This window comes from Desulfovibrio sp. JC010 (assembly GCF_010470675.1).
GTDB lineage: Bacteria > Desulfobacterota > Desulfovibrionia > Desulfovibrionales > Desulfovibrionaceae > Maridesulfovibrio.
This window is the reverse complement of the sequence record NZ_VOIQ01000003.1, coordinates 45,226-68,431: the sequence shown is the minus strand read 5'-3', so window position 1 is coordinate 68,431 and position 23,206 is coordinate 45,226. Positions and strand designations below refer to the sequence as shown.

General features: G+C 51.5%; 27 protein-coding genes. 10 read left to right on the top strand and 17 right to left on the bottom strand.

The window, feature by feature from the left end; genetic code table 11:
* Positions 1-159 precede the first annotated feature (159 nt).
* The 3 genes from FMR86_RS04275 to FMR86_RS04265 all read right to left on the bottom strand — a co-directional run bounded on the left by FMR86_RS04275 (position 160) and on the right by FMR86_RS04265 (position 3,641).
* Positions 160-1,296: a (Fe-S)-binding protein gene (locus FMR86_RS04275; RefSeq protein ID WP_163349848.1), complete on the bottom strand. Its 1,137-nt coding sequence runs from the start codon at positions 1,294-1,296 to the stop codon at positions 160-162.
* Entirely contained in the window at positions 1,296-2,681 is a 1,386-nt protein-coding gene (locus tag FMR86_RS04270) for an FAD-binding oxidoreductase (protein WP_163349847.1), read from the bottom strand. Before FMR86_RS04270 ends, FMR86_RS04275 begins: the two co-directional genes overlap by 1 nt.
* 78 nt (positions 2,682-2,759) lie before the next feature.
* The gene (locus tag FMR86_RS04265) at positions 2,760-3,641 is read right to left on the bottom strand and encodes a LysR family transcriptional regulator (protein WP_163349846.1); all 882 of its coding nucleotides are present in this window, start codon (positions 3,639-3,641) and stop codon (positions 2,760-2,762) included.
* A gap of 168 nt (positions 3,642-3,809) precedes the next feature.
* Between FMR86_RS04265 and FMR86_RS20365 the strand changes: the two genes are divergently transcribed.
* Positions 3,810-3,968: a hypothetical protein gene (locus FMR86_RS20365; protein ID WP_203544777.1), complete on the top strand. Its 159-nt coding sequence runs from the start codon at positions 3,810-3,812 to the stop codon at positions 3,966-3,968.
* A gap of 96 nt (positions 3,969-4,064) precedes the next feature.
* Here FMR86_RS20365 and smpB read toward each other — a convergent pair whose 3' ends face one another.
* The 13 genes from smpB to ffh all read right to left on the bottom strand — a co-directional run bounded on the left by smpB (position 4,065) and on the right by ffh (position 14,101).
* Positions 4,065-4,535: an SsrA-binding protein SmpB gene (gene smpB / locus FMR86_RS04260; protein ID WP_163349845.1), complete on the bottom strand. Its 471-nt coding sequence runs from the start codon at positions 4,533-4,535 to the stop codon at positions 4,065-4,067.
* Between the two features lie 9 nt (positions 4,536-4,544).
* A complete protein-coding gene (gene ptsP / locus FMR86_RS04255) occupies positions 4,545-6,329 on the bottom strand; it encodes a phosphoenolpyruvate--protein phosphotransferase (RefSeq protein WP_163349844.1) in 1,785 nt (594 codons plus the stop codon).
* On the bottom strand, positions 6,330-6,647 hold the full coding sequence (locus FMR86_RS04250) for an HPr family phosphocarrier protein (RefSeq protein ID WP_163349843.1): 318 nt from the start codon (positions 6,645-6,647) through the stop codon (positions 6,330-6,332).
* A 41-nt stretch (positions 6,648-6,688) separates the two neighbouring features.
* Complete coding sequence (locus FMR86_RS04245; protein ID WP_163349842.1) at positions 6,689-7,435, bottom strand: PTS system mannose/fructose/sorbose family transporter subunit IID; 747 nt, start codon at positions 7,433-7,435, stop codon at positions 6,689-6,691.
* Positions 7,436-7,590: 155 nt separating this feature from the next.
* Positions 7,591-8,430, bottom strand: a complete 840-nt coding sequence (rsmI, locus tag FMR86_RS04240) for a 16S rRNA (cytidine(1402)-2'-O)-methyltransferase (protein WP_163349841.1) — start codon at positions 8,428-8,430, stop codon at positions 7,591-7,593.
* Positions 8,375-8,776: a YraN family protein gene (locus tag FMR86_RS04235; protein ID WP_163349840.1), complete on the bottom strand. Its 402-nt coding sequence runs from the start codon at positions 8,774-8,776 to the stop codon at positions 8,375-8,377. The genes rsmI and FMR86_RS04235 overlap by 56 nt, the downstream gene beginning before the upstream one ends.
* Positions 8,758-9,411, bottom strand: a complete 654-nt coding sequence (locus tag FMR86_RS04230; protein WP_163349839.1) for a ribonuclease HII — start codon at positions 9,409-9,411, stop codon at positions 8,758-8,760. The genes FMR86_RS04235 and FMR86_RS04230 overlap by 19 nt, the downstream gene beginning before the upstream one ends.
* Before the next feature lie 220 nt (positions 9,412-9,631).
* On the bottom strand, positions 9,632-9,982 hold the full coding sequence (rplS, locus tag FMR86_RS04225; RefSeq protein ID WP_163349838.1) for a 50S ribosomal protein L19: 351 nt from the start codon (positions 9,980-9,982) through the stop codon (positions 9,632-9,634).
* A gap of 46 nt (positions 9,983-10,028) precedes the next feature.
* Positions 10,029-11,339 carry a tRNA (guanosine(37)-N1)-methyltransferase TrmD gene (gene trmD / locus FMR86_RS04220; protein WP_163349837.1) on the bottom strand — a complete coding sequence of 437 codons (1,311 nt, stop codon included), beginning with the start codon at positions 11,337-11,339 and terminating at the stop codon, positions 10,029-10,031.
* Positions 11,340-11,364: 25 nt separating this feature from the next.
* Positions 11,365-11,928 (bottom strand): ribosome maturation factor RimM, encoded by a 564-nt coding sequence (rimM, locus tag FMR86_RS04215; protein WP_163349836.1) that lies wholly within the window; start codon positions 11,926-11,928, stop codon positions 11,365-11,367.
* Between the two features lie 34 nt (positions 11,929-11,962).
* The gene (locus FMR86_RS04210; protein ID WP_012765792.1) at positions 11,963-12,196 is read right to left on the bottom strand and encodes a KH domain-containing protein; all 234 of its coding nucleotides are present in this window, start codon (positions 12,194-12,196) and stop codon (positions 11,963-11,965) included.
* A 78-nt stretch (positions 12,197-12,274) separates the two neighbouring features.
* A complete protein-coding gene (gene rpsP, locus FMR86_RS04205) occupies positions 12,275-12,511 on the bottom strand; it encodes a 30S ribosomal protein S16 (protein WP_012765791.1) in 237 nt (78 codons plus the stop codon).
* 72 nt (positions 12,512-12,583) lie between these two features.
* Positions 12,584-14,101 carry a signal recognition particle protein gene (gene ffh, locus FMR86_RS04200; protein WP_163349835.1) on the bottom strand — a complete coding sequence of 506 codons (1,518 nt, stop codon included), beginning with the start codon at positions 14,099-14,101 and terminating at the stop codon, positions 12,584-12,586.
* Positions 14,102-14,378: 277 nt separating this feature from the next.
* Between ffh and FMR86_RS04195 the strand changes: the two genes are divergently transcribed.
* The 6 genes from FMR86_RS04195 (at position 14,379) to FMR86_RS04170 (ending at position 18,865) form a co-directional block, all read left to right on the top strand.
* Positions 14,379-14,951 (top strand): hypothetical protein, encoded by a 573-nt coding sequence (locus FMR86_RS04195; protein WP_163349834.1) that lies wholly within the window; start codon positions 14,379-14,381, stop codon positions 14,949-14,951.
* Positions 14,952-14,993: 42 nt separating this feature from the next.
* The gene (locus FMR86_RS04190) at positions 14,994-16,082 is read left to right on the top strand and encodes a (Fe-S)-binding protein (protein ID WP_163349833.1); all 1,089 of its coding nucleotides are present in this window, start codon (positions 14,994-14,996) and stop codon (positions 16,080-16,082) included.
* A 59-nt stretch (positions 16,083-16,141) separates the two neighbouring features.
* Complete coding sequence (locus FMR86_RS04185; protein WP_163349832.1) at positions 16,142-17,305, top strand: hypothetical protein; 1,164 nt, start codon at positions 16,142-16,144, stop codon at positions 17,303-17,305.
* Positions 17,306-17,566: 261 nt separating this feature from the next.
* Positions 17,567-17,803 carry a hypothetical protein gene (locus FMR86_RS04180; protein ID WP_163349831.1) on the top strand — a complete coding sequence of 79 codons (237 nt, stop codon included), beginning with the start codon at positions 17,567-17,569 and terminating at the stop codon, positions 17,801-17,803.
* A gap of 81 nt (positions 17,804-17,884) precedes the next feature.
* A complete protein-coding gene (locus FMR86_RS04175) occupies positions 17,885-18,388 on the top strand; it encodes an acyl-CoA thioesterase (RefSeq protein WP_163349830.1) in 504 nt (167 codons plus the stop codon).
* Between the two features lie 264 nt (positions 18,389-18,652).
* A complete protein-coding gene (locus FMR86_RS04170) occupies positions 18,653-18,865 on the top strand; it encodes a hypothetical protein (RefSeq protein WP_163349829.1) in 213 nt (70 codons plus the stop codon).
* A 2-nt stretch (positions 18,866-18,867) separates the two neighbouring features.
* Here FMR86_RS04170 and sfsA read toward each other — a convergent pair whose 3' ends face one another.
* On the bottom strand, positions 18,868-19,587 hold the full coding sequence (gene sfsA / locus FMR86_RS04165) for a DNA/RNA nuclease SfsA (protein ID WP_163349828.1): 720 nt from the start codon (positions 19,585-19,587) through the stop codon (positions 18,868-18,870).
* Between the two features lie 379 nt (positions 19,588-19,966).
* Here sfsA and FMR86_RS04160 point away from each other — a divergent pair, with 379 nt between their 5' ends.
* From FMR86_RS04160 to dsrK, 3 genes are read left to right on the top strand one after another with little or no spacing between them, the layout of a single operon-like run.
* The gene (locus FMR86_RS04160) at positions 19,967-20,497 is read left to right on the top strand and encodes an RsbRD N-terminal domain-containing protein (RefSeq protein WP_163349827.1); all 531 of its coding nucleotides are present in this window, start codon (positions 19,967-19,969) and stop codon (positions 20,495-20,497) included.
* Positions 20,498-20,545: 48 nt separating this feature from the next.
* Positions 20,546-21,541, top strand: coding sequence for a sulfate reduction electron transfer complex DsrMKJOP subunit DsrM (dsrM, locus tag FMR86_RS04155; protein WP_163349826.1), 996 nt, complete (start codon positions 20,546-20,548; stop codon positions 21,539-21,541).
* 57 nt (positions 21,542-21,598) lie between these two features.
* A complete protein-coding gene (gene dsrK / locus FMR86_RS04150) occupies positions 21,599-23,206 on the top strand; it encodes a sulfate reduction electron transfer complex DsrMKJOP subunit DsrK (protein ID WP_163349825.1) in 1,608 nt (535 codons plus the stop codon).

Here is a 23,206-nt window from a genome sequence, read left to right as displayed (position 1 = left end):
TAAAATCCTTACTTTGATGCGCTTCGCGCTTTTGTCATGGGATTTCGCCTCCGGCGGCCAAAGGGGATAATCCCCTTTGGAATCCCTAAATATTTATCTTTATTTTAAAATTCCAGATAAACAGGCAATTTATAATCGCGGATGTTATTTAATAAGGCTTTATTTCAAAATATCAAGCCAGTGAGCAGCAAAATATTCATCTTTTACAAGACTGGCAAGTTGAATCGTACAGGCAGAACAACCGCTAAGAATTTGGCCGCCCGGCTGCATGCCCTTGGTAAGCTGTGCAAGGCAATGGCGCCCCACTTCCTTGGACAGTTCCGGCGCGCCCAACTGCATGATTCCGCCGAACCCGCAACAGAGGTCTTCCTGCACCGGGAGCAGCCGCTCCCCACCGATTAATTCAACCAGTTTGCGGTCTGTATCATCTACGGGAGCGTGGCAGGGCTGGTGGTAAGCAACCTGAGCGGGAACATTGTCGAGAAATTTGAATTCAGCATCCAGCAACAGGGAGGATAACGGGGTCAAAGCCTGCCGCCATTTATCGAAAAGCTTGGCATCACCTGCAAAATCTTCAAGGGAATATTCTTTCAGCCCTTTCAGGCAGGTGACGCAAAAAGTAATCAGTAGCGGACAGTCCGCGTCTTTCCAGACTTTAATATTCTTTATCCTTGAATCAGCCTGCCGCTCCAGCAATCCGGCACTGCCGTACGAAGAACCGCAACAGCTGAACTGCGCGCCTTCCGCCCGGAGCAAGCCCATACCATCCATGAGCTGCTCAGCCTTAACGGCCCAGTCTTTACGTGCAAAACGGCCCACGCAGCCTTTGAAGAGAATTACTCTGCGCTTTTCAAATTTGGTCTGCGGCCCCAGTTCCGCCCACGGCTCAACTCTTTTGGCGAAAAGGGATTGCATGCGCTTGCGGGCCGAGCCGAATGGTTCCGGCAAAAATTCAGGAACCAGCTTGGAACCGGCTGCCGCCATAGGCCAGAGCAGGCCGGGGCTGCGCAACCACAAATCCCAGCAAGTCTGTGTAAAGTCTTTGGATTTGGACCGCAAATCCTTAACCAAATCCGGACCGGACATGTTTTGCGGGCAATTTTCAGCACAACGTCCGCAGGAAAGACAAAGCGAAGCCAGCGATTTAAAGTCCTTTTCGCTAAGGACCTCGCCGGATTCCAGAGACTCAAGAAAAAATTTGGCGCGGGGGGTCAGTTCTTCGCGTCCGGTAACCTTGAACAGCGGGCAGACTTCAAGGCATTTGCCGCACTGCACGCAACTTTTAGGAGCAGCCATCAGACCACCTTCCCGGGGTTCATGATGTTCAAGGGGTCGAATGTTTTCTTGATCCCTCCCATCAACCGCTGACTGGTTTTATCCAGCTGCATGTTGATGTACTTGGCCTTGGTCAGACCGATACCGTGTTCACCGGAAAGGGTGCCTCCCAGTTCGAGTGTCAATTGAAATATCTGTTGCTTGGCTTTGAGGGCCTTTTCCTGGTCCCCGGCAGATTTGTCATACATGGTGCTGACATGGATATTGCCGTCCCCCAGATGTCCGAAGCAGAGCACAACAACCCCAAGCTCTTCCCCAATGGAATGATAACCCTTGATGGCCTCGGCAACATGTCCGCGCGGCACAGCCACATCCTCGCCCTGCTTGTCAGGCGCAAGATTAAAAGCTGCAGGGCTGATCACCCGGCGCAGCTCCCAGAGCCGTTCCTGATCCGCGCCGCTGCCCTGTTCCACAAAAGTAACCGCAACACTCCGCAAAGCCTCCTCAATGCGTACCAGATCGGTCTTCACGGACTCTGCAGAGCCGTCTATCTTGAACAGCAGCAACCCTCCGGTACCGGCAGGCCAAGGCACATCGGAATGCATTTCCAAAGCCCGGATCGTATTATGATCCATGAGTTCCATGGCCGTGGGCAGTATTCCGCAACCGAACACAGCTTCGGCTCCCCTCAGGCAACCGTCCAGATCAGCAAAGCCCACCAGCACAGAAGCGGAAGTTTCCGGCAGGGGCAACAGCTTCAGGGTCGCTTCGGTAACCAGCCCCAGTGTTCCGGCGGAACCGACTATGAGCCGGGTCAGATCCAGCCCGACCACATTCTTCTGGGTCCGGCCCCCGGTACGGATAGTTTCACCGCCGGGCAGGACCACTTCCAGCCCCAGCACGTAGTCACGGGTCACCCCGTATTTCACGGCCCGCATACCCCCGGCACAGGTGGCTATATTTCCGCCGATGGTAGAAATTTTCATACTTGCCGGGTCTGGCGGATAAAACAATCCCTGCGTTTCCACAGCCTTCTGCAAATCAGCGGTAATTACGCCCGGCTGGGTCACAGCCACAAAATCGCGGCCATCGATATCCAAAATTTCATTCATCTCCAGCATGGAAACCACAATGCCGTGGCGTACCGGGACACAGTTCCCGACCTTATTGGTCGCCCGTGCCCGCGGATAGATAGGCATCCGCTCTTGTTGTGCCCATTTCAGCAGTTCCGCAACCTGTGCAGTTTCCTGCGGGCGCACCAGAGCCAGCGGCTTTGCATGTCGCTGGCTGGCGTCTACACCACAAGCGAGCAAAGTGCCGTCGTCAAAGCTTGATTCCCTGCCGGGGAAAAGGCTTTGCAGAAATTTTTTATGGGAGCGGGATAATTGATCTGGATATTGTTTCATGCCTTCGGCGACCCTCCGGGGGCCAAAGAAACTTTTTGGAAAAAGTTTCTCTGGACTCTTCAAAAACTTTTATTAGGGCTACGCCTTTTTCCAGACTTCTTCAACGCAGTCGAGCAAGGCTCTAACAACAGGATCATCGGCTTTGTTACGGGGGAAGCCGAAATATAAACCCACTTCGATATGCCCGCCGGGCCATATGAAAAATTCGCCCTTCTCAACACCTTCGGCGGCCTCATCAGCACGCATGACAGTAATCCCGTTGCCGGACTTGACCAGCGCGTTGTGGGTATCCTCGCTGTCGGCGATCATTGATTTGGTGACTTCAAGATCGCGGGAGGAAAAGGTCTCTTCAAGCTTGACGTTGAAAGAACACTCCTCCGGGGTCCAGATCCAGTCCAGCTTGGAAAGATCCACCCAGCTGGCATCTTTCATCTGCCCCTTCCACGAAGCCGGGCCGACCACGTGCAGGATGGTATTTTCGAGCAGAATGCCGTCCACTTCATCAGGCGGGCAGTTGGAATAAAAGAAGCCGCCGTCCAGCTTGCGGGCGGCGATGTCGCTGCGGATGGTCCATGTGGGCATCTGAACCAGACGCAGGGAAAGTCCGGGAAATTTTTCTTTGAGTAATTTGATGAGCTGCGGGGTACGCAGATAAACAGGAGAGGTTTGCAGGCCGACGCGTGCTTCGCCGGAAAGTTCGCCCTTCATGGAACGGGCTTCGGATTCGAATTTCTCCACGCAATCGAGCAGGTCGCGGGCTTTCTCAAGCAGCAGTACGCCTTCCGGTGTGAGACTCATGCCCTTGGGGGTGCGCTGAAAAAGGCGCAGGTCAAATTCTTCTTCAAGGGACTTGATATGCAGGCTGATGGTGGACTGGCTGGCGTGCAGACGCTTGGCCGCCCGGGTCATATTGCCTTCCTCGGCCACCACCACGAATGTCTTGATCTGATATAATTCCATTAATTTCAGCCCGCTATATAAACCATTTTAGATATCTCAAAACCCCATCGAAAAACTTAAAGGGGGTCTTCGATTATTCCCATTGGATTGAAAACATGAAAACGGGCAATAAGGACTCATCGGCTACGTGATTTTTAAAATCTTGATCACGAATACAGGAGAACCGTCATGAGCAGCATCAGCGCATTTGTCACAGAAGTTTTCACCCCTGAAGACAGCGAAATGGGCCGCGAAAAAAGAATCGACCCCGTAACCGGAATGGTTAAGACAATTTTCTGGGTCGGTGCAGCAATGGTTTTCACCATTCTTGTTTCCGGTCTCCAGTAAACAAGCCTTGATTCATTAAGGTTACTATACCCTTATCATGCTTTCTCCACCCACCGGCAAGGGGTGGATGAGAACTTTATACGGCTCGTTGGTCGGCTAGTAATTAGCCAGCTGACGGGCCGTATCTCTTGCTATATCCCTGCGCTTGAGCTCTTCCTTGCGGTTATGCACATTGCGGCCCTTGGCGAGGGCAATCTCAAGCTTGATATTACCTCTTGAGAAGTACAATCTGACAGGAACAACGGTCAAGCCTTTCTGCTCCACCCTTGTCTGCAGCTTTTCTATCTCACGGGCATGCAGCAGCAGCTTACGCGGACGGTCCGGCTCATGCTGGGTGTAGCCTGCATGGTCGTAAGGTGCGATATGAACCCCCACCAGCCATGCTTCGCCTTCCTTGAAATTGATATAGCCGTCCATGAAGCTGACCAAACCCTGACGCAAGGATTTGACCTCGGTACCCTTGAGCACCAGTCCGGCTTCCATGGTTTCCACGAATTCGTAATTACGGCGGGCCTGCTTATTGAGCGCAATTGATGAAGGGCTCTTCTTCTTTTTCTTCTTAGCCATGATTTCGGATTAACCTGCGATCTCTTCATTATCCAGTAGCGACGCAAAAAACGTCAGCTCTTCCGGATATTTCTTATAAATATTTTCCGTAACAAGACGGTTGATTCTGGTAACAGTGCGGCAGCCGAGTACATCTTTAAGCAGCTGCTTGCATTCCTGCATATTCAACTGCCGAAGAATGCGCTTAATGCCGGGGATTGCCTGCGGGGTAAGGGACAGGCTGTCGATCTGCATACCCATAAGGATAGGCACACAATAAGGATCGGACGCCACCTCACCGCAGAGACTGACCCCGATACCGGCCCGGTGTCCGGCGTCCACCACGTATTTGATGGAACGCACCACCGCCGGATGCAACGGCTGGTAAAGATAGGACACATGCGGGTTGGTGCGGTCAATACCGAGGCTGTACTGGATCAGGTCGTTGGTTCCGATACTGAAGAAATCAACTTCCTGAGCCAGAATTTCGGCAATCATGACCGCTGCGGGCAGCTCGATCATGACCCCGATGGGCATGTTCTCATCAAATGGGATGCCCTCGTCACGCAATTCCTGCTGCGCACGGGCAAGGGCACTTTTGGCCTGCAGAACTTCTTTCAGCCCGCAGATCATAGGAAACATCATGGAAACATTGCCGTGCACACTGGCCCGGAGCATTGCCCGGAGCTGGGTCCGGAACAGGTCCTGATGCTTGAGGCAGAAACGCATGGCCCGCAAACCAAGGGCCGGGTTGGCCTCATCCAGCTGGCCGAAATGGGACATGAACTTGTCCGAACCGAGATCAAGAGTACGCAAAGTAACCTTGCGCGGGGACATGATCGCCGCCAGTTCGGAATATTTCTCGGCCAGTTCATCCTCGGTAGGCAGGTCGGTACGGCTCAGGTAGGCATACTCGGTCCTGAACAGCCCGATGCCCTCGCCGCCGTTATCAATAACCGCCGCCACCTCTTCAAAAAGTTCTATGTTAGCGTGAACCTCCACCCGGTAGCCGTCTTCGGTCTCAGCCGGAAGCTGGCAGCTGCGGATAATGGTCCGCTGGTAATCATCGAACTGGGTTTCGAGCTTATAATACTCCTCCAGTTCCTCATCAGTCGGGTCAACCAGCACCTTGCCGGCCAGCCCGTCAATGATGACCAGATCGCCGTCCACAACGGAATTTTCCAATTCCTCCGCGCCGACAAGTGCGGGAATATTCAGGGTCCGGGCCAAAATACCGGTATGGGAAGTCTTACCGCCCAGCGTGGTCACAAAGGCCATGAGCTTGTTTACTTCAAGCTCGATGGTATCGGCTGGGGTCAGGTCATGGGCCATAAGCACCACGCGCCCTTCAACCGGCCGCAGGTTGGCTTCTCCGCCGATAAGCTTGGCCTGCACCCGCAGAGCCACCTGACGCACGTCCTGCATGCGTTCACGAATATAGATGTCCTCAAGGGCACCGAAAGCCTTTTCAAGATCGTTAACGGCTTTATCCAGTGCCCATTCGGCATTGATTTTCAGCTCATCAATATATTTCAGGGCCGAGGACTGCAGCTTGGGGTCCTTGAGCATCATCAAGTGGGAATCAATGATCAGCTGGTGCTCCTTAAGCTCCTCGGGAACCTTTTCCCGCACAGCTGCAAGCTCAGCCACGGCATCGATGAACCCTTTTTCCATCCGCTCTTTCTCGTCCTCCACCATATGGGTAGGCACGGTCTGCCGCGGCAGACGTGAAGAAATACTGCGGTTAAGAAAAAAAGCCTTACCGATAGCTATACCCGTTGAGACGGAAATTCCGTTGACGACCGCTCTGGCCACTTACTTTTCCTCGCCGAATCTGTTTTTAAAATGTTCTTCCAGACAATCAAGGGCCGCCACGGCATCCGGGCCGTCCGCCCGCAACTCAAGGACACTGCCCTGCGCTGCCGCCAGAGTAAGCACATCAAGAATGCTTTTGGCGTCGATTTCCTGCTCTTCGCAGACAACCATGATGTCCGCGGTAAAATTCTGGGCTTCCTGCGCGAGCTTTGCGGCCGGGCGGGCATGCAGCCCCAGCTGGTTGGTCACAACCACTGTCCGGGCAACCGCTTCCCCGCCTTCCGGGGATTCTTCGCGCAGTGCACTCTCTTCAGTCATTTCTCATTAATCCTTATATAATATTTCTTCAAAAGAAAAAATCAAAGCATATGTATTGTCAGCAATCCGATTACAACCACCAGCACCGCCACTATTTCACGAGCGATCTTTCCGGTTGCCACCAGCCAGCCTAAAACACCAAGTGCCGCCGTTCCCCCATACCATTCAAAACCGTTCAGGGGTCGGGGCCAGAGCTGGAACCAGATCAAAAGCACAAGGATGCCGTTGGCGTATTTAAGCCTTTCTCCCCAGTTGATCAAATCCCATCTTTTGAGTTCATCCAAAAAACCCAGTCCCTTATTAATCCCGGACCAGAAGGTGAAAACTTTAAAAACCTGCAAGCCGCAGAACAACACTAATCCGAGTAGCATAGCCTGCGTATGATGACCAGCCAGCAGCAGATTCACCGTAGCCAGTGCCCAAAAGATCAGGCCGCTGCCCGCAAAAACCGAATCACCGATGGCCGACAAGGTGTAGCTGGTGGTATTTTTCAATTTATCAAGCAGCTGCACCGGAAAACGCCCTTCCTTGATCTGCACTTCCACAGACAGGAAAATCGCCACCAGCAGCGGTGCCCAGAACGGATGTGAATTGTAATGCTTCACATAACGCTTGCGGGCCTTAACAAGCTCCGCATGGTCATCGTAAATAGCTTCCAGACCGGGCTGCATGGCATAGGAAAAGCCGATATTCTGCAGACCACGGGTATTGAAACCCGCACCCACAAAATACGAACGCAGAAAGCAGCTGACAAATGCCAGACCTAATTTCTTTTTTCCTTTATCCATACTATTTGATGCGCTTCGCGCTTTTTACTAAAAGATTTCGCCTCCGGCGGCTTAAACCCTTTTCCAAAAGGGTTTAAGAATCCCAAAACGTTTTATTAGAATTCAAGCGGCGAAGCCTAATAAAAAGTTTCCCTTCCCCAGCCGCCGGAGGCATTCTAACTATTCTTTTTTCTTTCAGTTACCTTTTCATAGACCGCTTTTGCTGTCCAGCCTTCGACTTTTTCGGCTATACGTCTGGCGATAACTTTGGGCTTATCGCCGGATTCCATCTCGGCATCGATCATATTGAAGATGTCTTCTTCCGAGGCTGGCCCCTCATTTACCGGGGGGCCGATGACTACGGTGATTTCACCGCGCAGCTCTTCGGAGACTTCTGCCCAGTCTTCGAGGTTGCCGTTAATAAATTCCTCGTAATCCTTGGTCAGTTCCCGGCAGATGGAAAACTCGCGGTTTCCTAAGCTTTCATAGGCCAGATGCAGGGTCTCCCGCAACCGGGATTTGCGCTCGAAAAATACAATTGTTGCCCCTGTCGAACCGTGGGCTTCGAAGAGCTTGCGCATCTGCCCTTCCTTGCGCGGCAGGAAGCCGAGAAAGGTAAACGGGTACGGCGGCAAGCCGCAGCCGGACAAGGCTGTTACCGGAGCACTGGGACCGGGAACGGGCACCACCCGTACACCGTGTTCGCGGCAGGCCCGGACCACCCGGTAACCGGGATCGCTCATGAGCGGGGTTCCGGCATCGGAAACAAGGGCCGCGTCCTTGCCCTCATCAAAATGGGCCAGCACCTTTTTGATCCGCTTTTCCTCATTGTGCTCGTGCAGACTGACCATGCTCTTGCCGCTGATATCCAATGCCTGCAAAAGTTTACCCGTACGCCGGGTATCTTCAGCAAAAATAAGATCAGCCTCCGCCAGCACCTTACGTGCGCGGTCGGTTATATCACCAAGGTTGCCAAGCGGTGTTGCCACCACCCATAGAGTTGAGGTCAAATGCATTTTCTATGTGCTCCGCACGGAATCCGGTTCCGTCGTCGGTTACAATAATTAAATCAAATCTGCAGGGCTTGTCCCAATAATCAAATGCCGAAAGATAACGTGTGGCGGCCTTGACCAGTTTCTTGCGCTTGGCGGAAGTCACAGCCTCTATACCGGACATCCTGTTGCGCCCCCTTCTGGTCTTCACTTCCACGAAAATAAGTTCATCGCCCTTTTCACAGATTATATCCAGCTCCCACTGCTTCCAACGCCAATTACGCTGGCGGATGGAGTAGCCGCGATTCTCCAGAAAGCGGACCGCGTAATCTTCGCCCGCCTGCCCGAATTCTAAATGCCGGGCAGACACATGCGCTCCTGTCTGGGCTTCTTCTTTTCAGGAAGAACTCCCTTGAACGTCATGCGGTGCACAGCGCAAGGGCCATGTTCTTTAAGTGCTTCCAGATGAACTTTCGTGCCGTACCCCTTATGAATTTCAAATCCATAAGCCGGATACCGTTTAGCAAGCTGCACCATGAGCTTATCGCGAAAAGTTTTGGCCAGAATGGAAGCCGCAGAAATTGCCGGTATCTTCAGGTCGCCCTTCACAACCGCTTCCTGCCTGCAGGACAGACCATCCAAATACTGCACAGGAACGGTCTTGTTGCCGTCCACCATTAACATCTGAGGCTGCACCTTCAAATGAGTGACAGAACGGCCCATGGCCCGGAAAGTAGCCTGCAGAATATTAATCTGATCCACCACCTGCGCCCGGCAGACACCCAAAGCCCAGCAGACAGCCTGCTCTTTAATCTCCACCGCCAGCCGATCCCGCGCAGCTTCATCAAGCTTCTTGGAATCGGTCAGCCCCGGCAAATCATACTCTTCAGGCAGAATCACAGCACCAGCCACAACAGGCCCTGCAAGGCAGCCACGCCCAGCTTCATCAATCCCGGCAGTGATGAGACTTTGTGTCTCCATCCCCGGCAACATATTTTCAGACATAGTCGGCGAAGCCCTAACAAAAGGTTTTGGGATTCTTAAACCCTTTTGCAAAAGGGTTTAAGGCCCCCGGCAGGGTCGCCGAAGGCATCTTCAAAAAGCAAAAAACCGTCATACCCAAACTTCACAGTCCGGGAATGACGGTTTTTCAACACAATATTGCGTTCCCATGCCGGACCCGAGGCCCGATGGGAGTATCCGCGAAGCATAAATGCTTCGTGGCCTACCAAGCCTGTTTGGACTTGATGCGAGCTGCTTTACCTTTGAGGCCGCGCAGGTAGTAGATGCGGCTGCGGCGTACTTTACCTTCTGCAACTACCTCTACACGCTCGATGTAGGGGGAGTGTACGGGGAAAACACGCTCAACGCCGATACCGTCGGAAATTTTGCGGACGGTGAAGGTGGAGTTGGTGGTACCTTTACGGTAACGCAGAACAGCACCCTGGAATACCTGGATACGTTCCTTTTCACCTTCGATAATACGCAGGTGTACCTTTACAGTGTCGCCTGCTTTGAAAGCGGGCATATCAATACGCATCTGTTCGCGTTCGATGTTTGCAATTACGTTGCTCATTTCGCTACTCCTTATATAAATTTCTTTGCGGCACCCGAAGGCGGATCTACCAGGCGTCATTAAGCAGCCTGTCGATCGTGATCGCCACCGCACTTCTTACTGATAGATGGTTGTATCCGTCCATGAACCTGATAGGCCGTAAGCTGCCTTCTGCCATGTCCAGAATTTCGGGAGCCAACCCGTGTCCGGTACCGAAAACCAGCAGTACGGGATTATCCTGCAGCATTTCACGAACCCTGTTCATGGTGGTGCTGCCTGCGCCCCGTGCGCTCGTGGTTATCAATATCGGCTTCTTACCCGTTCCCGACTCGATATGCTCCACCACATCTTGCAGGGAATCTTTTACTCCTACTTTGGAAAAAGCTGCGGCGCGGTCCGGGTTGAACTTGCTACCCGGTCCCGAGGTCCAGTGGGAAATTATCCTCTCGGCCAGTTTCTTCTGGTCCTCGATGGGAGTCACCGCAAAAAATCCGCTGATTGAGTAAGAGCGGGAAACGCGGGACATATCGTGAATATCGAGGTTTGTCAAAGAAACAGCGGCTTTTTCTCCAAATTTATTTAGCACGGGATAGTGAACAAGAGCCATATAAAGATTTTTTCCCAAACGTTTTCGGGGGATTGTGCGCAAATAACGCACATCATCTTTTTTTAACCCTTCTGCTTCGGCCAGAAGCTCCGGACGCGCATCCAAGGTTGCATCCAGAGACTCTTTTCTTCTCCATTCTTCGATCAAAGCATGGTTGCCTGAGGAGAGTACTTCCGGCACTTTCAGCCCGTCATATTCAGCAGGACGGGTAAAGTGCGGATACTCCAGCAGGCCGGAAGAAAAACTTTCTTCTGTACCGGATTCGGCATGACCCATAAAATCCGGCAGCAGACGGGCTACAGCTTCTATGAGGCACATGGCCCCGGCTTCCCCCCCGTTGAGCACGAAATCTCCTACGGAGACCTGTTCAACGGGAAAAATATCATCAAAACGGGCGTCGATACCTTCATACCTTCCGCAGACGAGGGTCAGCTCCTCTTCCTTGGAAAGCTTCACCGCCAGCTTCTGGGTCAGGGGTTTGCCTTTGGGTGAAAGCATGATCAGCCTTTTACCCTTGGGGCAACCGCCTTCCTTAGTCGGGCGTATGCCTACGCTGTCCAGAGCCTTGGCAATAGGGTCAAGAAACATGACCATGCCCGGCCCGCCGCCGTAGGGACGGTCATCGACGGATTTATGTTTATCTGTGGTGAACTCGCGGGGATCGACCTTGTTGAAAGAGACAATGCCCTTTTCAACGCCTTTACCCATGAGTCCGTGCGACAGCGGGGAATCAAAAAATTCCGGAAAAAGAGTAACTAAATTGAATTTCACTGCACTTAGCCTTAACTGCTCTGGCCTATTTCTTTTTCTTCCCGTTGTCTTTCTTGTCTTTTTTGTTCTCGACGAGATAGATATCGAGCAGCCCTTCAGGAGGGTCGACGACAATCTTTTCAGCGTCCAGATCAACAGACAATACAAATTCTTCAACAGCGGGAAAAAGAATTTCCTTACCCTCTGAAGAAGAGATCACCCATGTTTCCTGCCCGGGGGCAAGAATAAAGTTCGAGATGGTTCCAACCACGGTCCCGTCTTCAAGTTCGACGGACATGCCTTCCAGTTCGTACATGTAGACTTCATCATCCCCGGATTCGGGAAGATCAGCTTCACGCACCAGCACTTCCATGCCGCGCAGGCTTTCCGCCTCATCACGACCGTCGACTCCCTTGAAAGTCAGGAGCATGCGCCCTTTATGTTTCCGTGAAGAGCGCACAACAAAACGACGGGGCTTCTGTCCTTTCTTAGCCAGATAGAGACAGGGGACCTCGTCGAAGAGAAAAGGGGAGTCCGCATGGGATTCAATGCAGACTTCCCCCCTGAGACCATGTGGTTTGACCACCTCGGCAACTACAAGCATTTCCATAGCAGCCTTCCGGCAGGTCAGGTTCGTTTAGCTTCTATTCCAGAATTTCCAGAACAGAGCGTTTTCTCACCTTGGTTGATGCAGCACCGAGCAGGGTTCTCATGGCACGCGCGGTGCGGCCCTGCTTACCGATAACCTTACCGAGGTCTTCTTTAGCGACCTTGAGTTCGATTACGGAAGTCTGCTCCCCTTCGATCTCGGTGACAACTACTTCATCCGGATTGTCAACAAGCGATTTCGCGATGTACTCTACTAAATCCTTCAACATGCCAACAACCTCCGCTTCTGATTTCGAGTGTGTACCGTGAGTAGTGAAGAAGAATTCGAACCTGGCGAGATACGAACCCTAGGAATTAGCTTTGAGGAGAGATTTTACGGTATCGCTGGGCTCAGCGCCTCTCTCAAGCCACTTCTCTACTTTTTCCTTGTCAATTTTCACTTCAACAGGCTCAACCATGGGGTTGTAATAACCGCAGAAGTCCAGAGGACGACCGTCACGTCTGGTTTCGCTGTTGATTGCTACGATTCTGTAAAAAGGGCGTTTTTTGGAGCCCATACGGGTCAGTCTGAGTTTAATAGCCATTGTCTACTTTCCCCCATATAATCTTAAATTAAGTGGTTCGTTAATAAATTGCAAGCAAATGCCCACAAAAACCTATTTCTTCTTTTTCTTGCGGGCCTGCTTTTTAAGCTTTTTCTTTTTGCGGGCCTGAAGGGTCTTTTTGCTCTTGGCCTTGGTCGGCTGGACCATTCCGCCCATTCCTTCCATACCTTCGAGCCCTTCCATACCGGGCATTCCCGGCATTCCTGCACCGCCACCAAGTCCGGGCATTCCGGGCATATTAGGCATCTTGGGCATTTTGCCCTTTCCACCTTTTCCGCCCATCATTTTCTTCATCATCTTGCTCATCTGCTCAAAATTCTTGAGCATCTGATTGACCTCTTCGAGCTTGACGCCGGAACCCTTGGCAATCCTCTGCCTGCGGCTGGGATTGATAAGTTTGGGCTGCCTGCGCTCTTCCATGGTCATGGACGAGATGATGGCTTCTATCCTGTTCAGTTCCTTGTCCGGGATCTCCATATCGCCGAGCTGCTTGGTCAGCCCGCCGAGTCCGGGGATCATTTTCATGATCGACCCCATGGAACCGATCTTCTTCATTCTGCGCATCTGGGTGCGGAAATCCTCAAGATCAAACTTTGCCTTGCGGAATTTCTCGGTCAGCTCTTCAGCTTCTCCCTCATCCATCACCGACTGGGCTTTCTCGATCAGGGAAAGGACATCCCCCATGCCGAGAATTCTTGAAGCGGCCCTGTCCGGGTAGAAGAGTTCGAGCTCGTTGAGCTTCTCACCCATACCGACAAACTTAACTGACTTACCGGTAACTGATTTGATGGAGAGCGCCGCACCGCCTCGGGCATCACCATCCATTTTGGTAAGGACGACACCGGTAACATCAAGTTTGTCGTCAAAGGTGGAGGCTACGTTGACAGCGTCCTGCCCTGTCATCGCATCCGCCACGAAAAGGATTTCATCCGGGGTGCATTCTTCCTTGATGGAAGCAAGTTCCTCCATCAGGGGTTCATCAATATGCAGACGCCCGGCTGTATCGAAAAGCAGAACATCACATCCGGCTTCTTCCGCCTTGACCATAGCGTCACGGCAGATGTCCACGGGGTTCATTTCCGTAGTGGACGGGTAGGCCGGCATATCCAGCTGCTTGGCCAGCACATGAAGCTGATCAATCGCAGCGGGACGGTAGACGTCGGCAGGGACAAGGTAGGGCTTGAACTTCTTACGCCGCAGATACAAGGCAATCTTGGCTGAAGAAGTGGTCTTACCGGACCCCTGAAGGCCGACCATCATTATTTTGGAAAGCTTGCCCTTGGTGAGCGAAAGTCCTTCCTGCTCGCCACCGAGCAGCTCGGTAAGCTCGTCGTTAACGACCTTGATTACCTGCTGTCCGGGAGAAAGGGATTTCTGGACCTCCTGCCCGAGAGCGCGCTCCTTTACCTTTTCCACAAAATCTTTAACGACCTTGTAGTTTACGTCCGCTTCGAGAAGGGCAAGGCGCACTTCGCGCAGACCGGCCTGGATGTTTTTCTCATCCAACCGTCCCTGCCCTTTGAAATTCTTAAAGGCTTCGGAAAGTCTATCTGATAGGCTGTCGAACAATTCTCTTACTCCGCCGGCTAAGCATTTTTACGCGCAAAAATCTTAAAAGCTCCACCTTTTCGAGACTTAAGCTAATTGCGTAAAGAAAGGGGTTGTCTGTTAAAGCTTTTATCTGCCCAAGTCAAGTGAAGACTCATATCAACTTTTTGGAAAATCACAAACACTTATCGTCCGCATGGAAAAATTTACTTGTAATATCCCTTGCTTTTTTACCCGATGAACCGTTTAATTGTATATTCTTACATAACCGTATTTCTGCAGTTCAAGGAGGGAAGAAATGCCCAACATCGTCAAGGCGGAAGAATTTCACTTAACGGACCCCATGGGAAGGCTCAGGGCTAAAATATACATTTCAATGGACGGAAAAGTCGTTGCCGATGTCTTTGACTCAAACGGAAGCCTGAACAACCGGGTGGATCTGCAGAAAACTGTCAAACTCGGGCCGACCGCCCACCAAAATGTAGCTCCCCACAAGAAAGAAACCCTCGGGGCATGGCATGCGCGCATTGCCAATGAAGTAAAACTGGCTCAATCCAAGCTGCATGTGGGCTCCTACAAGCTCTACATTGATTTTGTCGAAAACAACACCATGGCCAGCGGCAAGTACCAGAACGAAGTTATTGAAATTTCCGGGGAAATAGTAGATGTTTCTGCAAAGGGTTTCGGCGATCTGCATGTGGGACTCAAAGGGATTTCCAATTTTACCGCCGAAGTGATCTGTCATTTTACCGAAGACCAGATTCCGGTTGTCAGCAACCTCAAGCCGGGCGTTAAAGTTCGCATTAAGGGGAAATGCACTGAATACGTCAACAAGCGGGTTAAAATTTGGGGCTGCCAGCTTCTGTCGTAATCAGCACCATGAGTGCGGCAGGCCGGGACGGCAAGCGCAACTATGCCTGTATCAAAACTGCTGCGAAAAGAACTGCAACACACCGCTGACGAATGCATTGACTGCGGTAAATGCATGACCCTGTGCCGCTTTCTGGCTGAAAGCGGTTCCCCGGTTTCCATTGCCCTGAAAGGGCTTGCCTCCGATGACGATGTCGACAACCTGTCCATCAGGTCGTACGACTGTTCCACCTGCGGGCTGTGCTCAGCAGTCTGCCCCGTTGCAGCACAGCCGGAACGCATGTTCAAGGAACTGCGCAACCACGCGCAGGCCAACGGGCTGTTCAAACTTGAACAACACTCCCCCCTGCTTAAATATGAGAAACTGGGCAGACGCTTTCCATTTAAAGGTGAATTCATTCCCGACGGCTGTACAACCGTATTCTTTCCGGGCTGCACCCTCCCGGCCATGCATCCCGATTCCACAAGAATCACCTATAAAATTCTGAAACGTAATGACCCGCTCATGGGACTGGTTCTCAACTGCTGCTCCAAGCCTTCAAAGATGCTCGGCCTGAAAAGCAGACACGAAGAGAGACTTTCCACGCTGGTCCACCATTTGGAGCGCAAGGGGGTGAAAAAGATACTCACCGCCTGCCCCAATTGTCATGTGACCTTTAAAGAATTCAACACCAAGCTTGAGATCGTTTCCATTTACCGTAAACTGAAATACTTGAATTTCACCCCGGTCAGACCCAAGCTCAAGGAAGTGACTGTCCACGATCCCTGCGTAACCCGCTATGAAACTGAAATGCACAAGGACGTACGCGCCCTGCTCAAAGCCGTAGGGGTACGGGTGGTGGAAATGAAGCACAACCGCACCAAAACCCTGTGCTGCGGAGAGGGCGGGGCAACCCAGTTTTACAATAAGATATATGCCAAAAACTGGTCCCGCAAACGGATCACCGAAGCCCACCGGACCGGGGTTCCCATGGTCACCTATTGTGCCGGGTGCGTTAATTTCCTCGGCTACAACTATCCCACCGCCCATGTTCTGGATATATTGATGGTCAAAAGAAAAGGAATCCCCAAACCGGTGGCTTTTCCATTCAATTATTTGAATCGGCTGATCCTGCGGTTTTCCGCCCGATAGTAACTTTTTTTTACTGCAGGCCTTCTAATCCCGGACATATCCATGTAACACCTTTGCCAATGAGCTCAGACAATAAAGCCCTCACCGCCTCGGAGTTCCCGCTTGCCCTTTTCGGACTGGGACTGCCGCTGACCCTCGCAGCCTTCAGTTTGAGCGGATATGGTGCGCCCGATAATCTGGCTGAGATTCTGGCTACCGGACTGGCAGTGCTGGGACTGCTCATGGAAATTCTGCGCGGCGAAAATAATCTCGTCCTCCCGCTTTGGCTCAAGGCCGGAATACCCGCCCTGCTCATCACCTGGATTTCATTCAACAACTTCACACCCTACGCCAGCCACCTGCTGGATCAGCTGCCCCTGCTCATGGAAAGCAAGCCGCTGATCTTCCTGCTGGCAACCATGCTCTGGCTGGACCTTTACCCCCCGCCCAGCCCGAAACAGATATCCTTCTGGGCCAATTGGCTGGCCTTATTTATCTGTCTGGAATTCGGCTGCCGTTTTTTCCTGTTGCAACAGCCTGCAATACCGTCTCTGTTCGGCATGCAGATTACCACCGGCCCCATTCTGCTGGCCGGACTATGCGCCACACTGCATAATCCGGAGGAGAATAATTTCTCCCGGCTGCTCATTCTCTCCGGCATATTCTGCTCTCTGGGAAGGGATGCCATTCTCGGATCTGTACTAATCCTGCTCATTTCAGGACCCAAGGGCGGATTAAAAAAATTCCTGCTCATTCTTGCCATGCTCATTTTCAATTACCTGTCCCTTGAGGTTCAGGAAATGACCTTCATGAACAGGTATGATCTGCCGTCTTACTGGCTCTGGTTTTCCATCCTTGAGCTTTTCGCCAACAATCCGGAACTGCTCATCAGCGGCTTTCCCTTAAGCATCCCCCTGCCGCTCAATGTCCCGGCCTCACTCTGGACCATCTGGCATGGACAGCAGCAGATCTGGACCGGATCAGGCATCTATCTTTTCCACGTGCTCCCATTCTGGCTGCATCTCTTAACCGCGTGGGGGCTGGCCGGCCCCTGTCTTGCCGCAGCAGCAGGCACCTCACTATACAAACGCTTCCCATCCAACATGATGGGCGGTTTGCTAACGACTATTGTTGTCTGCGGATTTTTCAGCCCCCTGCTTTACGCCCCGGCCATTGCTTTGTTCATTTTTCCGGCTTTTGTCTCCGCCACCGAGCCCGAAGTCCAGTCCTTCAGGTTCGAATAAGCTTAGACCACTCCCTACCAGCAGACTAAAATTAAATGTTTTTTACTTTTTGAAACTTATTTGAAATCTTTTCTGACGCTTATTTGTATTACATTTGTATTATATTTCAACATTAATTAAAAACTATTTTCGTCATTTATTAGATGAGTATTTAGTTTAAACATTGTCATAATCATTATTTCATTTTGTATTACAAATGTATTGACATTTGTCTCGTATAGGAGAAGAATGCCCTAAAACAAAGCAGGTTAAGCAGAAACAATGAGCAGAAAAGTTAAATCCGTGAGAGTGCCGCTGGAGCTGGAAACTCTCAATCTTTCCAAACTGATCCGGGAATTCGAGAACTATCTCAGAGACCTGGAATCTGCCACATTGTTGAAGCAGGACGGCAACCGCGAGGCAGCGGAAGCCCTGATCAAGACCCGGCAGCTGGATTTGGGAAAGAGAATTGCCAAAATGATATGGGAAGCCAGAGTCGAATATGGTAAAATCAAATAGATTTTACTCCTGTAATACAATCGTATACTTTCAGTATTACAAAACGACATCTAAACACGATCCAGGATCAGGGTTGCCGACATGAAATCAAAAAAGATCAGCGAAAGCAGAACCTTAATGACCTACCGGGTCTTGCCGCAGGACACCAACCCTGCCGGCAACCTGCACGGTGGAGTACTGCTGAAACAACTTGATCTGGTCGCCGCCACCTGTGCCATGCGTCATGCACGCAAGCCGGTGGTTACGGCTTCAATTGACCGCATGAACTTCCTGCGGCCCGCCTACGTGGGAGAGCTCATCAACCTGTATGCCAATGTGAATATGGTCGGCAGGACTTCCATGGAAATCGGGGTCCGGGTTGAAGCGGAGAATCTTTTAACAGGCGAGACACGGCATACCAATTCAGCCTATCTCACCTTTGTGGCCATGGGTGAAAACGGAAAGCCTTCCCCGGTGCCGTCGCTGATCCTTGAGACAGGGGTCGATCACAGGCGCAACAGGGAAGCCACGGAACGCAGGGCTGTGCGCAAAGAGGAAAAGATACGGGAGACCGCATCCGCAGCGCAGGGCTCGGCCACCAGATGAATTGGATTAGAACGAACAGGAGCAGAAAATAAATCTCATCATACACAGCTCGAACAGTGCGCATTACGTCCGAAGTCAGCCGAATGCGCGCCGGATTGCATCTACCAGCAGATTGCAAGCTACTCCGAGTCTGGTTTCTGGCCGGGAGCTCCACCCTCCCGGCTAAAATTTCGGCATCCTGCTCCTAAGGTGTCCGGTCGGGATAAACCCGGTCCGGGCCGGACACCTCGCTTTTCAACACCATCAAGGCCGGAAAGCCCCTTCATGCGAAATGTTCGCATGAAGGGGCTTTCCACGTTTTTGGTGCCTCCGGCGGCTGGGGAAGGGAAAACTTTTGCAAAAGTTTTCCCTTCCCCAGACCCCATCCCTTTCAAAACCATTTATTATGCTTCGCAAGTAGCTCTCTATACCTACCTCCAAAACAAGACCCGCAATAGCTTGGTTGCTATTGCGAGTCTTGTTTTGTTTATTGTTTAAACCTATCGGCAAGTAGCAAGCGGCAATTTCCTTCCCATCCCGACCCCCTGCTCGCTTAAAACCGCCTCATAAGCCCAGCACTCCACTCCGCCATCAAGAGCTTTGTAAAAAAGTTCGGCATACTCGGGATCAATAAAGCCTGAGGGACCGAAACAATTTCCGTCATTGCGTTGAACGAAGAAAAACAGGGCTACCCGGTCACCTTTGACGGCGAGGTCCATCAGCTCCATGAGATGCTTGCGTCCGCGCTCGGTCTGGGCATCGGGAAAGCAGGCCACATCGTCTTCAACGAGGGTGACGTTCTTGCACTCCACCCAAAGATTGGGAAGCTTACCGGAATCGTCAGTGAACAAACCGTCCAGACGGCTGTTGCCCACTTTAGCCTCACGTTTGAGGGTGGTGTAGCCTTCGGTTTCCGGCAATTGCCCTGCTTCGAAAGCAAGCTGGAGCATTTTGTTGGGAACAGAAGTATTCACCCCAATCATATCACCGTGCGGCAGGACCGCTTCGAGGGTCCACTTGAGCTTGCGATTGGGATTTAAAGCCGGGGAAATAAATATTTCCTGTCCTTCGCGCAGCAGACCGAGCATGGACCCGGTATTATTTGTATGCACCCCCACCACTTCCCCATCCAGCACGGCCTCTACGGTGAAACGCTTATAGCGGCGGATGAAAATAGCCCGGCGGCAACCTTGGGGATAAAAAATTAACGGTTCTGACATTTTACATTCCTTCCCGTATGTGGTTAAAGCAATTCAGGGACGGGGGTTTAAACTATCCCCATTGTCAATAAGGGTAAGAATCAAGACGGGTTGTTTATCACAGAATAGAATCAGGAAACAGACGCTGCCCCCTGAACCGGGATCACTATGCTTGTCGAAAACCCTGTTTGACAATGATTTTCATACCATCTGATAGCCGTACTAAGGACTAAAACCCCTTGACGAATCACTAGGTATCTGGAATATCGTCCTGTTAGTCACAGTGTGACAGAATTCACATTTCTGGGCTTTTTTGAAAGCCGCTCTCAATTTCCGGACCCTGCACCAAAGTGATGCAGCGGCCTGAAATTTATTATTGTTTAATAAGACAGGTAATGAAATGAGTCTTGTACAAAAATTGTCGGAAAGAAAGGAAGACCTGACAGAAAAATGGTATGACCTGATTCTTTCTTCATATCCTAAAGAGACACAGGATGTATGGAGATCAAACAAGGACCAGTTCACCAACCCTGTCGGAGTCACCATCAAGAAGGTTGCAGGCGAACTTTTTGACCTGATCCTTGAATGGAAAAGTGCCGACGATCTTGCAAACTCCCTTGACGAACTGATCAAAATCAGGACCGTTCAGGATTTTGCACCATCCAAAGCTTTAAGCTTTGTCTTTCTTTTTAAGAAACTCCTGAGAGACGAGTTCATGGAGGAACTGAAAAGTGAAGGCAAACTTGATGAGTTGCTCGCGTTTGAGGCCCGGATTGATAATCTGGGACTTATCGCGTTCGACATCTATACCAAGAATAGGGATTTGATTGCGCAGATGAGAATTGATGAAATCAAAAGATCGCATCATATGCTTCTCCGGCGGGTCAACAAAATCGAGGACGCTTCGGCCAGAGGGGCCGGACAGGTGTAGTGGCCGGCTTCTTCATGAAGCCAAACGTTATAAGCGAGGTGAAGGTAGATGAACGCTTTGTACTCACTCGTTTTAGTTTTTGCTTTGGTGCTCATCGCACTCTTCGGAGTGGGTTCCGCACACATGGCAGGACTGTTCGGCACGCTGTTACCGTATGTAGCAGTTGCCGTTTTCCTGGTGGGCTTTGCCCGCAAGGTGATTTGCTGGGCTAAAAGCCCGGTTCCTTTCCGTATCCCGACCACGGCTGGTCAGCAGAAGTCTCTGGATTTTATCCAGCATGACCGCTTTGACAACCCCGTGACCCCGGGTCAAACTTTTATCCGTATGGTTCTTGAAGTCTGCTGTTTCCGTACTCTGTTCAGAAACACCAAAGTAGAACTCAGGGACGGAAGAGTAACTTACGCCTCATCTAAATTTTTGTGGCTGTTTTCCCTGCTCTTCCACTACTCATTCCTGCTCATCGTGATCAGGCACATGAGACTCTTCTTCGAACCGGTACCCGAATGTATCGCTTTCGTGGAAATGATCGACGGTATCATGCAGATCGGTGTACCCAGACTGTACATGTCAGACCTCCTGATTCTCGCCGGCCTCGGCTTCCTGCTCGGCCGCAGACTTCAGGATCCCAAACTGCGTTACATTTCTCTGGTTACCGATTACTTCCCGCTGCTTCTCATCATCGGCATCGCCCTTTCCGGCATCTACATGCGCTACTTCGCGCACGTGGACATTATGGCCATCAAGAAGCTGACCATGGGTCTTGTAACCTTCAGCCCCGTCATTCCCGCAGGAATCAGTGTGGTGTTCTACATCCACCTCTTCCTCGTATGTGTGCTGCTGGTCTACTTCCCCTTCAGTAAGCTGATGCACGCGGGCGGCGTATTCCTGTCTCCCACAAGGAACATGCCCAACGATACCCGTATCAACCATCACGAGAACCCCTGGAACGATCCCAACATCAAGCCCCACAGCTATGAGGCTTATGAAGACGAGTTCAGGGAGCCAATGATTGAAGCGGGTCTCCCGGTGGATAAAAAGGCATAGAGGTCTTTTAAGACCTATGCCGGACAGACCTTAAATATCTTTTGATGAGGAGTTGACATGGCTGACCTCCCAAAAGCTGATGAGCTTTTTAAAAGCATTAATTACACACCGCCGTCCACTGGGTGGATGGATACCCCGGTAGATACTTCTCCGGGCAACTGGTGTTATCCCGCAAAAGCGGAAAAACTCGAGTATCTGGGCTTCCCCAACCCCCGTGAGTGGAACCCCGCTGACGTGGATTGGAAGCTCCCTGAAAACTGGCAGGACATCGTCCACGAAGGTTTCAAGGAAAGACTCGATAAATACCGTTCACTGAAAGTATTCATGGACATCTGTGTTCGCTGTGGTGCTTGTGCAGACAAGTGTCACTTTTTCATCGGTTCCGGTGATCCCAAGAACATGCCCGTCCTGCGTGCGGAACTTATGCGTTCCATCTACCGCAAGGACTTCACCATGGCCGGTAAGATTCTCTCCACCCTGACCGGGTCCAGAGTCATGACCGAAGATGTTCTCAAAGAATGGTTCATTTACTTCTACCAGTGCACAGAGTGCCGCCGTTGTTCCCTGTACTGCCCCTACGGCATCGATACTGCGGAAATCACCATGATGGCACGTGAACTGCTGCACCTTTGCGGTGTGAACATCAACTGGATCCTGGAGCCGGTTTCCAACTGTAACCGTACCGGTAACCACCTCGGTATCCAGCCCCACGCATTCAAAGACATCGTCGACTTCATGGTTGACGATATCGAAGAAATCACCGGTAAGCGCCTCAACGTTCCCCTGAACGAAAAAGGCCACGAAGTAATCTTCATTACTCCCTCCGGTGACGTATTCGCTGATCCCGGCATCTACACCTTCATGGGTTACCTGATGCTGTTTGATCACATCGGACTTGACTACACCCTGTCCACCTATGCATCTGAAGGCGGTAACTTCGGTCTCTTCACCTCTGCTGATATGATGAAGAAACTGAACGCCAAGATGTACGCCGAAGCCGACCGCCTCGGTGCAAAGTGGATTCTCGGCGGTGAGTGCGGCCACATGTGGCGTGTTATCAACCAGTACATGGATACCATGAACAGCGAGCTGAACACCCTTGAGGTTCCCGTCAGCCCCATCACCGGTACCGTGTTCGAAAGCGCACGCCAGACCAAAATGGTCCACATCACCGAGTTTACTGCTGACCTGATGAAGCACAACAAACTGAAGCTTGATCCCAGCAGAAACGACCATATCCGCGCAACCTACCATGATTCCTGTAACCCGGCCCGTGCCATGGGTCTGCTGGACGAACCCCGTTACGTCATCAAGAACGTTGTTAAAAACTTCTTTGAGATGCCCGAACAGACCATCCGCGAGCAAACTTTCTGCTGCGCAGGCGGTTCCGGCCTCAACACTGACGAAATCATGGAAATCCGTATGCGCGGCGGTCTGCCCCGCGGTAACGCACTGAAAGCAGTTCAGGAACAGAATGATGTAAACATGCTCTCCTGCATCTGCGCTATCGACCGTGCAACCCTGCCTCCCCTGGCCAACTACTGGGCACCCGGCGTAGACGTCTGCGGTGTACACGAACTGGTTGGTAACGCCCTCATCCTTGACGGCGAAAAAGAAAGGGAAACAGACCTTCGTTTCAATCCTCTGCCCGGGAAGGAGGGTTAA

Bases quoted from the DNA above. Each gene is read 5' to 3' on its own strand.
- FMR86_RS04275 (WP_163349848.1), bottom strand. From the start codon at position 1,296: ATGGCTGCTCCTAAAAGTTGCGTGCAGTGCGGCAAATGCCTTGAAGTC.
- FMR86_RS04270 (WP_163349847.1), bottom strand. From the start codon at position 2,681: ATGAAACAATATCCAGATCAATTATCCCGCTCCCATAAAAAATTTCTG.
- FMR86_RS04265 (WP_163349846.1), bottom strand. From the start codon at position 3,641: ATGGAATTATATCAGATCAAGACATTCGTGGTGGTGGCCGAGGAAGGC.
- FMR86_RS20365 (WP_203544777.1), top strand. From the start codon at position 3,810: ATGAGCAGCATCAGCGCATTTGTCACAGAAGTTTTCACCCCTGAAGAC.
- smpB (WP_163349845.1), bottom strand. From the start codon at position 4,535: ATGGCTAAGAAGAAAAAGAAGAAGAGCCCTTCATCAATTGCGCTCAAT.
- FMR86_RS04250 (WP_163349843.1), bottom strand. From the start codon at position 6,647: ATGACTGAAGAGAGTGCACTGCGCGAAGAATCCCCGGAAGGCGGGGAA.
- FMR86_RS04245 (WP_163349842.1), bottom strand. From the start codon at position 7,435: ATGGATAAAGGAAAAAAGAAATTAGGTCTGGCATTTGTCAGCTGCTTT.
- rsmI (WP_163349841.1), bottom strand. From the start codon at position 8,430: ATGCATTTGACCTCAACTCTATGGGTGGTGGCAACACCGCTTGGCAAC.
- FMR86_RS04230 (WP_163349839.1), bottom strand. From the start codon at position 9,411: ATGTCTGAAAATATGTTGCCGGGGATGGAGACACAAAGTCTCATCACT.
- rplS (WP_163349838.1), bottom strand. From the start codon at position 9,982: ATGAGCAACGTAATTGCAAACATCGAACGCGAACAGATGCGTATTGAT.
- rimM (WP_163349836.1), bottom strand. From the start codon at position 11,928: ATGGAAATGCTTGTAGTTGCCGAGGTGGTCAAACCACATGGTCTCAGG.
- FMR86_RS04210 (WP_012765792.1), bottom strand. From the start codon at position 12,196: ATGTTGAAGGATTTAGTAGAGTACATCGCGAAATCGCTTGTTGACAAT.
- rpsP (WP_012765791.1), bottom strand. From the start codon at position 12,511: ATGGCTATTAAACTCAGACTGACCCGTATGGGCTCCAAAAAACGCCCT.
- FMR86_RS04195 (WP_163349834.1), top strand. From the start codon at position 14,379: ATGCCCAACATCGTCAAGGCGGAAGAATTTCACTTAACGGACCCCATG.
- FMR86_RS04190 (WP_163349833.1), top strand. From the start codon at position 14,994: ATGCCTGTATCAAAACTGCTGCGAAAAGAACTGCAACACACCGCTGAC.
- FMR86_RS04185 (WP_163349832.1), top strand. From the start codon at position 16,142: ATGAGCTCAGACAATAAAGCCCTCACCGCCTCGGAGTTCCCGCTTGCC.
- FMR86_RS04180 (WP_163349831.1), top strand. From the start codon at position 17,567: ATGAGCAGAAAAGTTAAATCCGTGAGAGTGCCGCTGGAGCTGGAAACT.
- FMR86_RS04175 (WP_163349830.1), top strand. From the start codon at position 17,885: ATGAAATCAAAAAAGATCAGCGAAAGCAGAACCTTAATGACCTACCGG.
- FMR86_RS04170 (WP_163349829.1), top strand. From the start codon at position 18,653: ATGCGAAATGTTCGCATGAAGGGGCTTTCCACGTTTTTGGTGCCTCCG.
- sfsA (WP_163349828.1), bottom strand. From the start codon at position 19,587: ATGTCAGAACCGTTAATTTTTTATCCCCAAGGTTGCCGCCGGGCTATT.
- FMR86_RS04160 (WP_163349827.1), top strand. From the start codon at position 19,967: ATGAGTCTTGTACAAAAATTGTCGGAAAGAAAGGAAGACCTGACAGAA.
- dsrM (WP_163349826.1), top strand. From the start codon at position 20,546: ATGAACGCTTTGTACTCACTCGTTTTAGTTTTTGCTTTGGTGCTCATC.
- dsrK (WP_163349825.1), top strand. From the start codon at position 21,599: ATGGCTGACCTCCCAAAAGCTGATGAGCTTTTTAAAAGCATTAATTAC.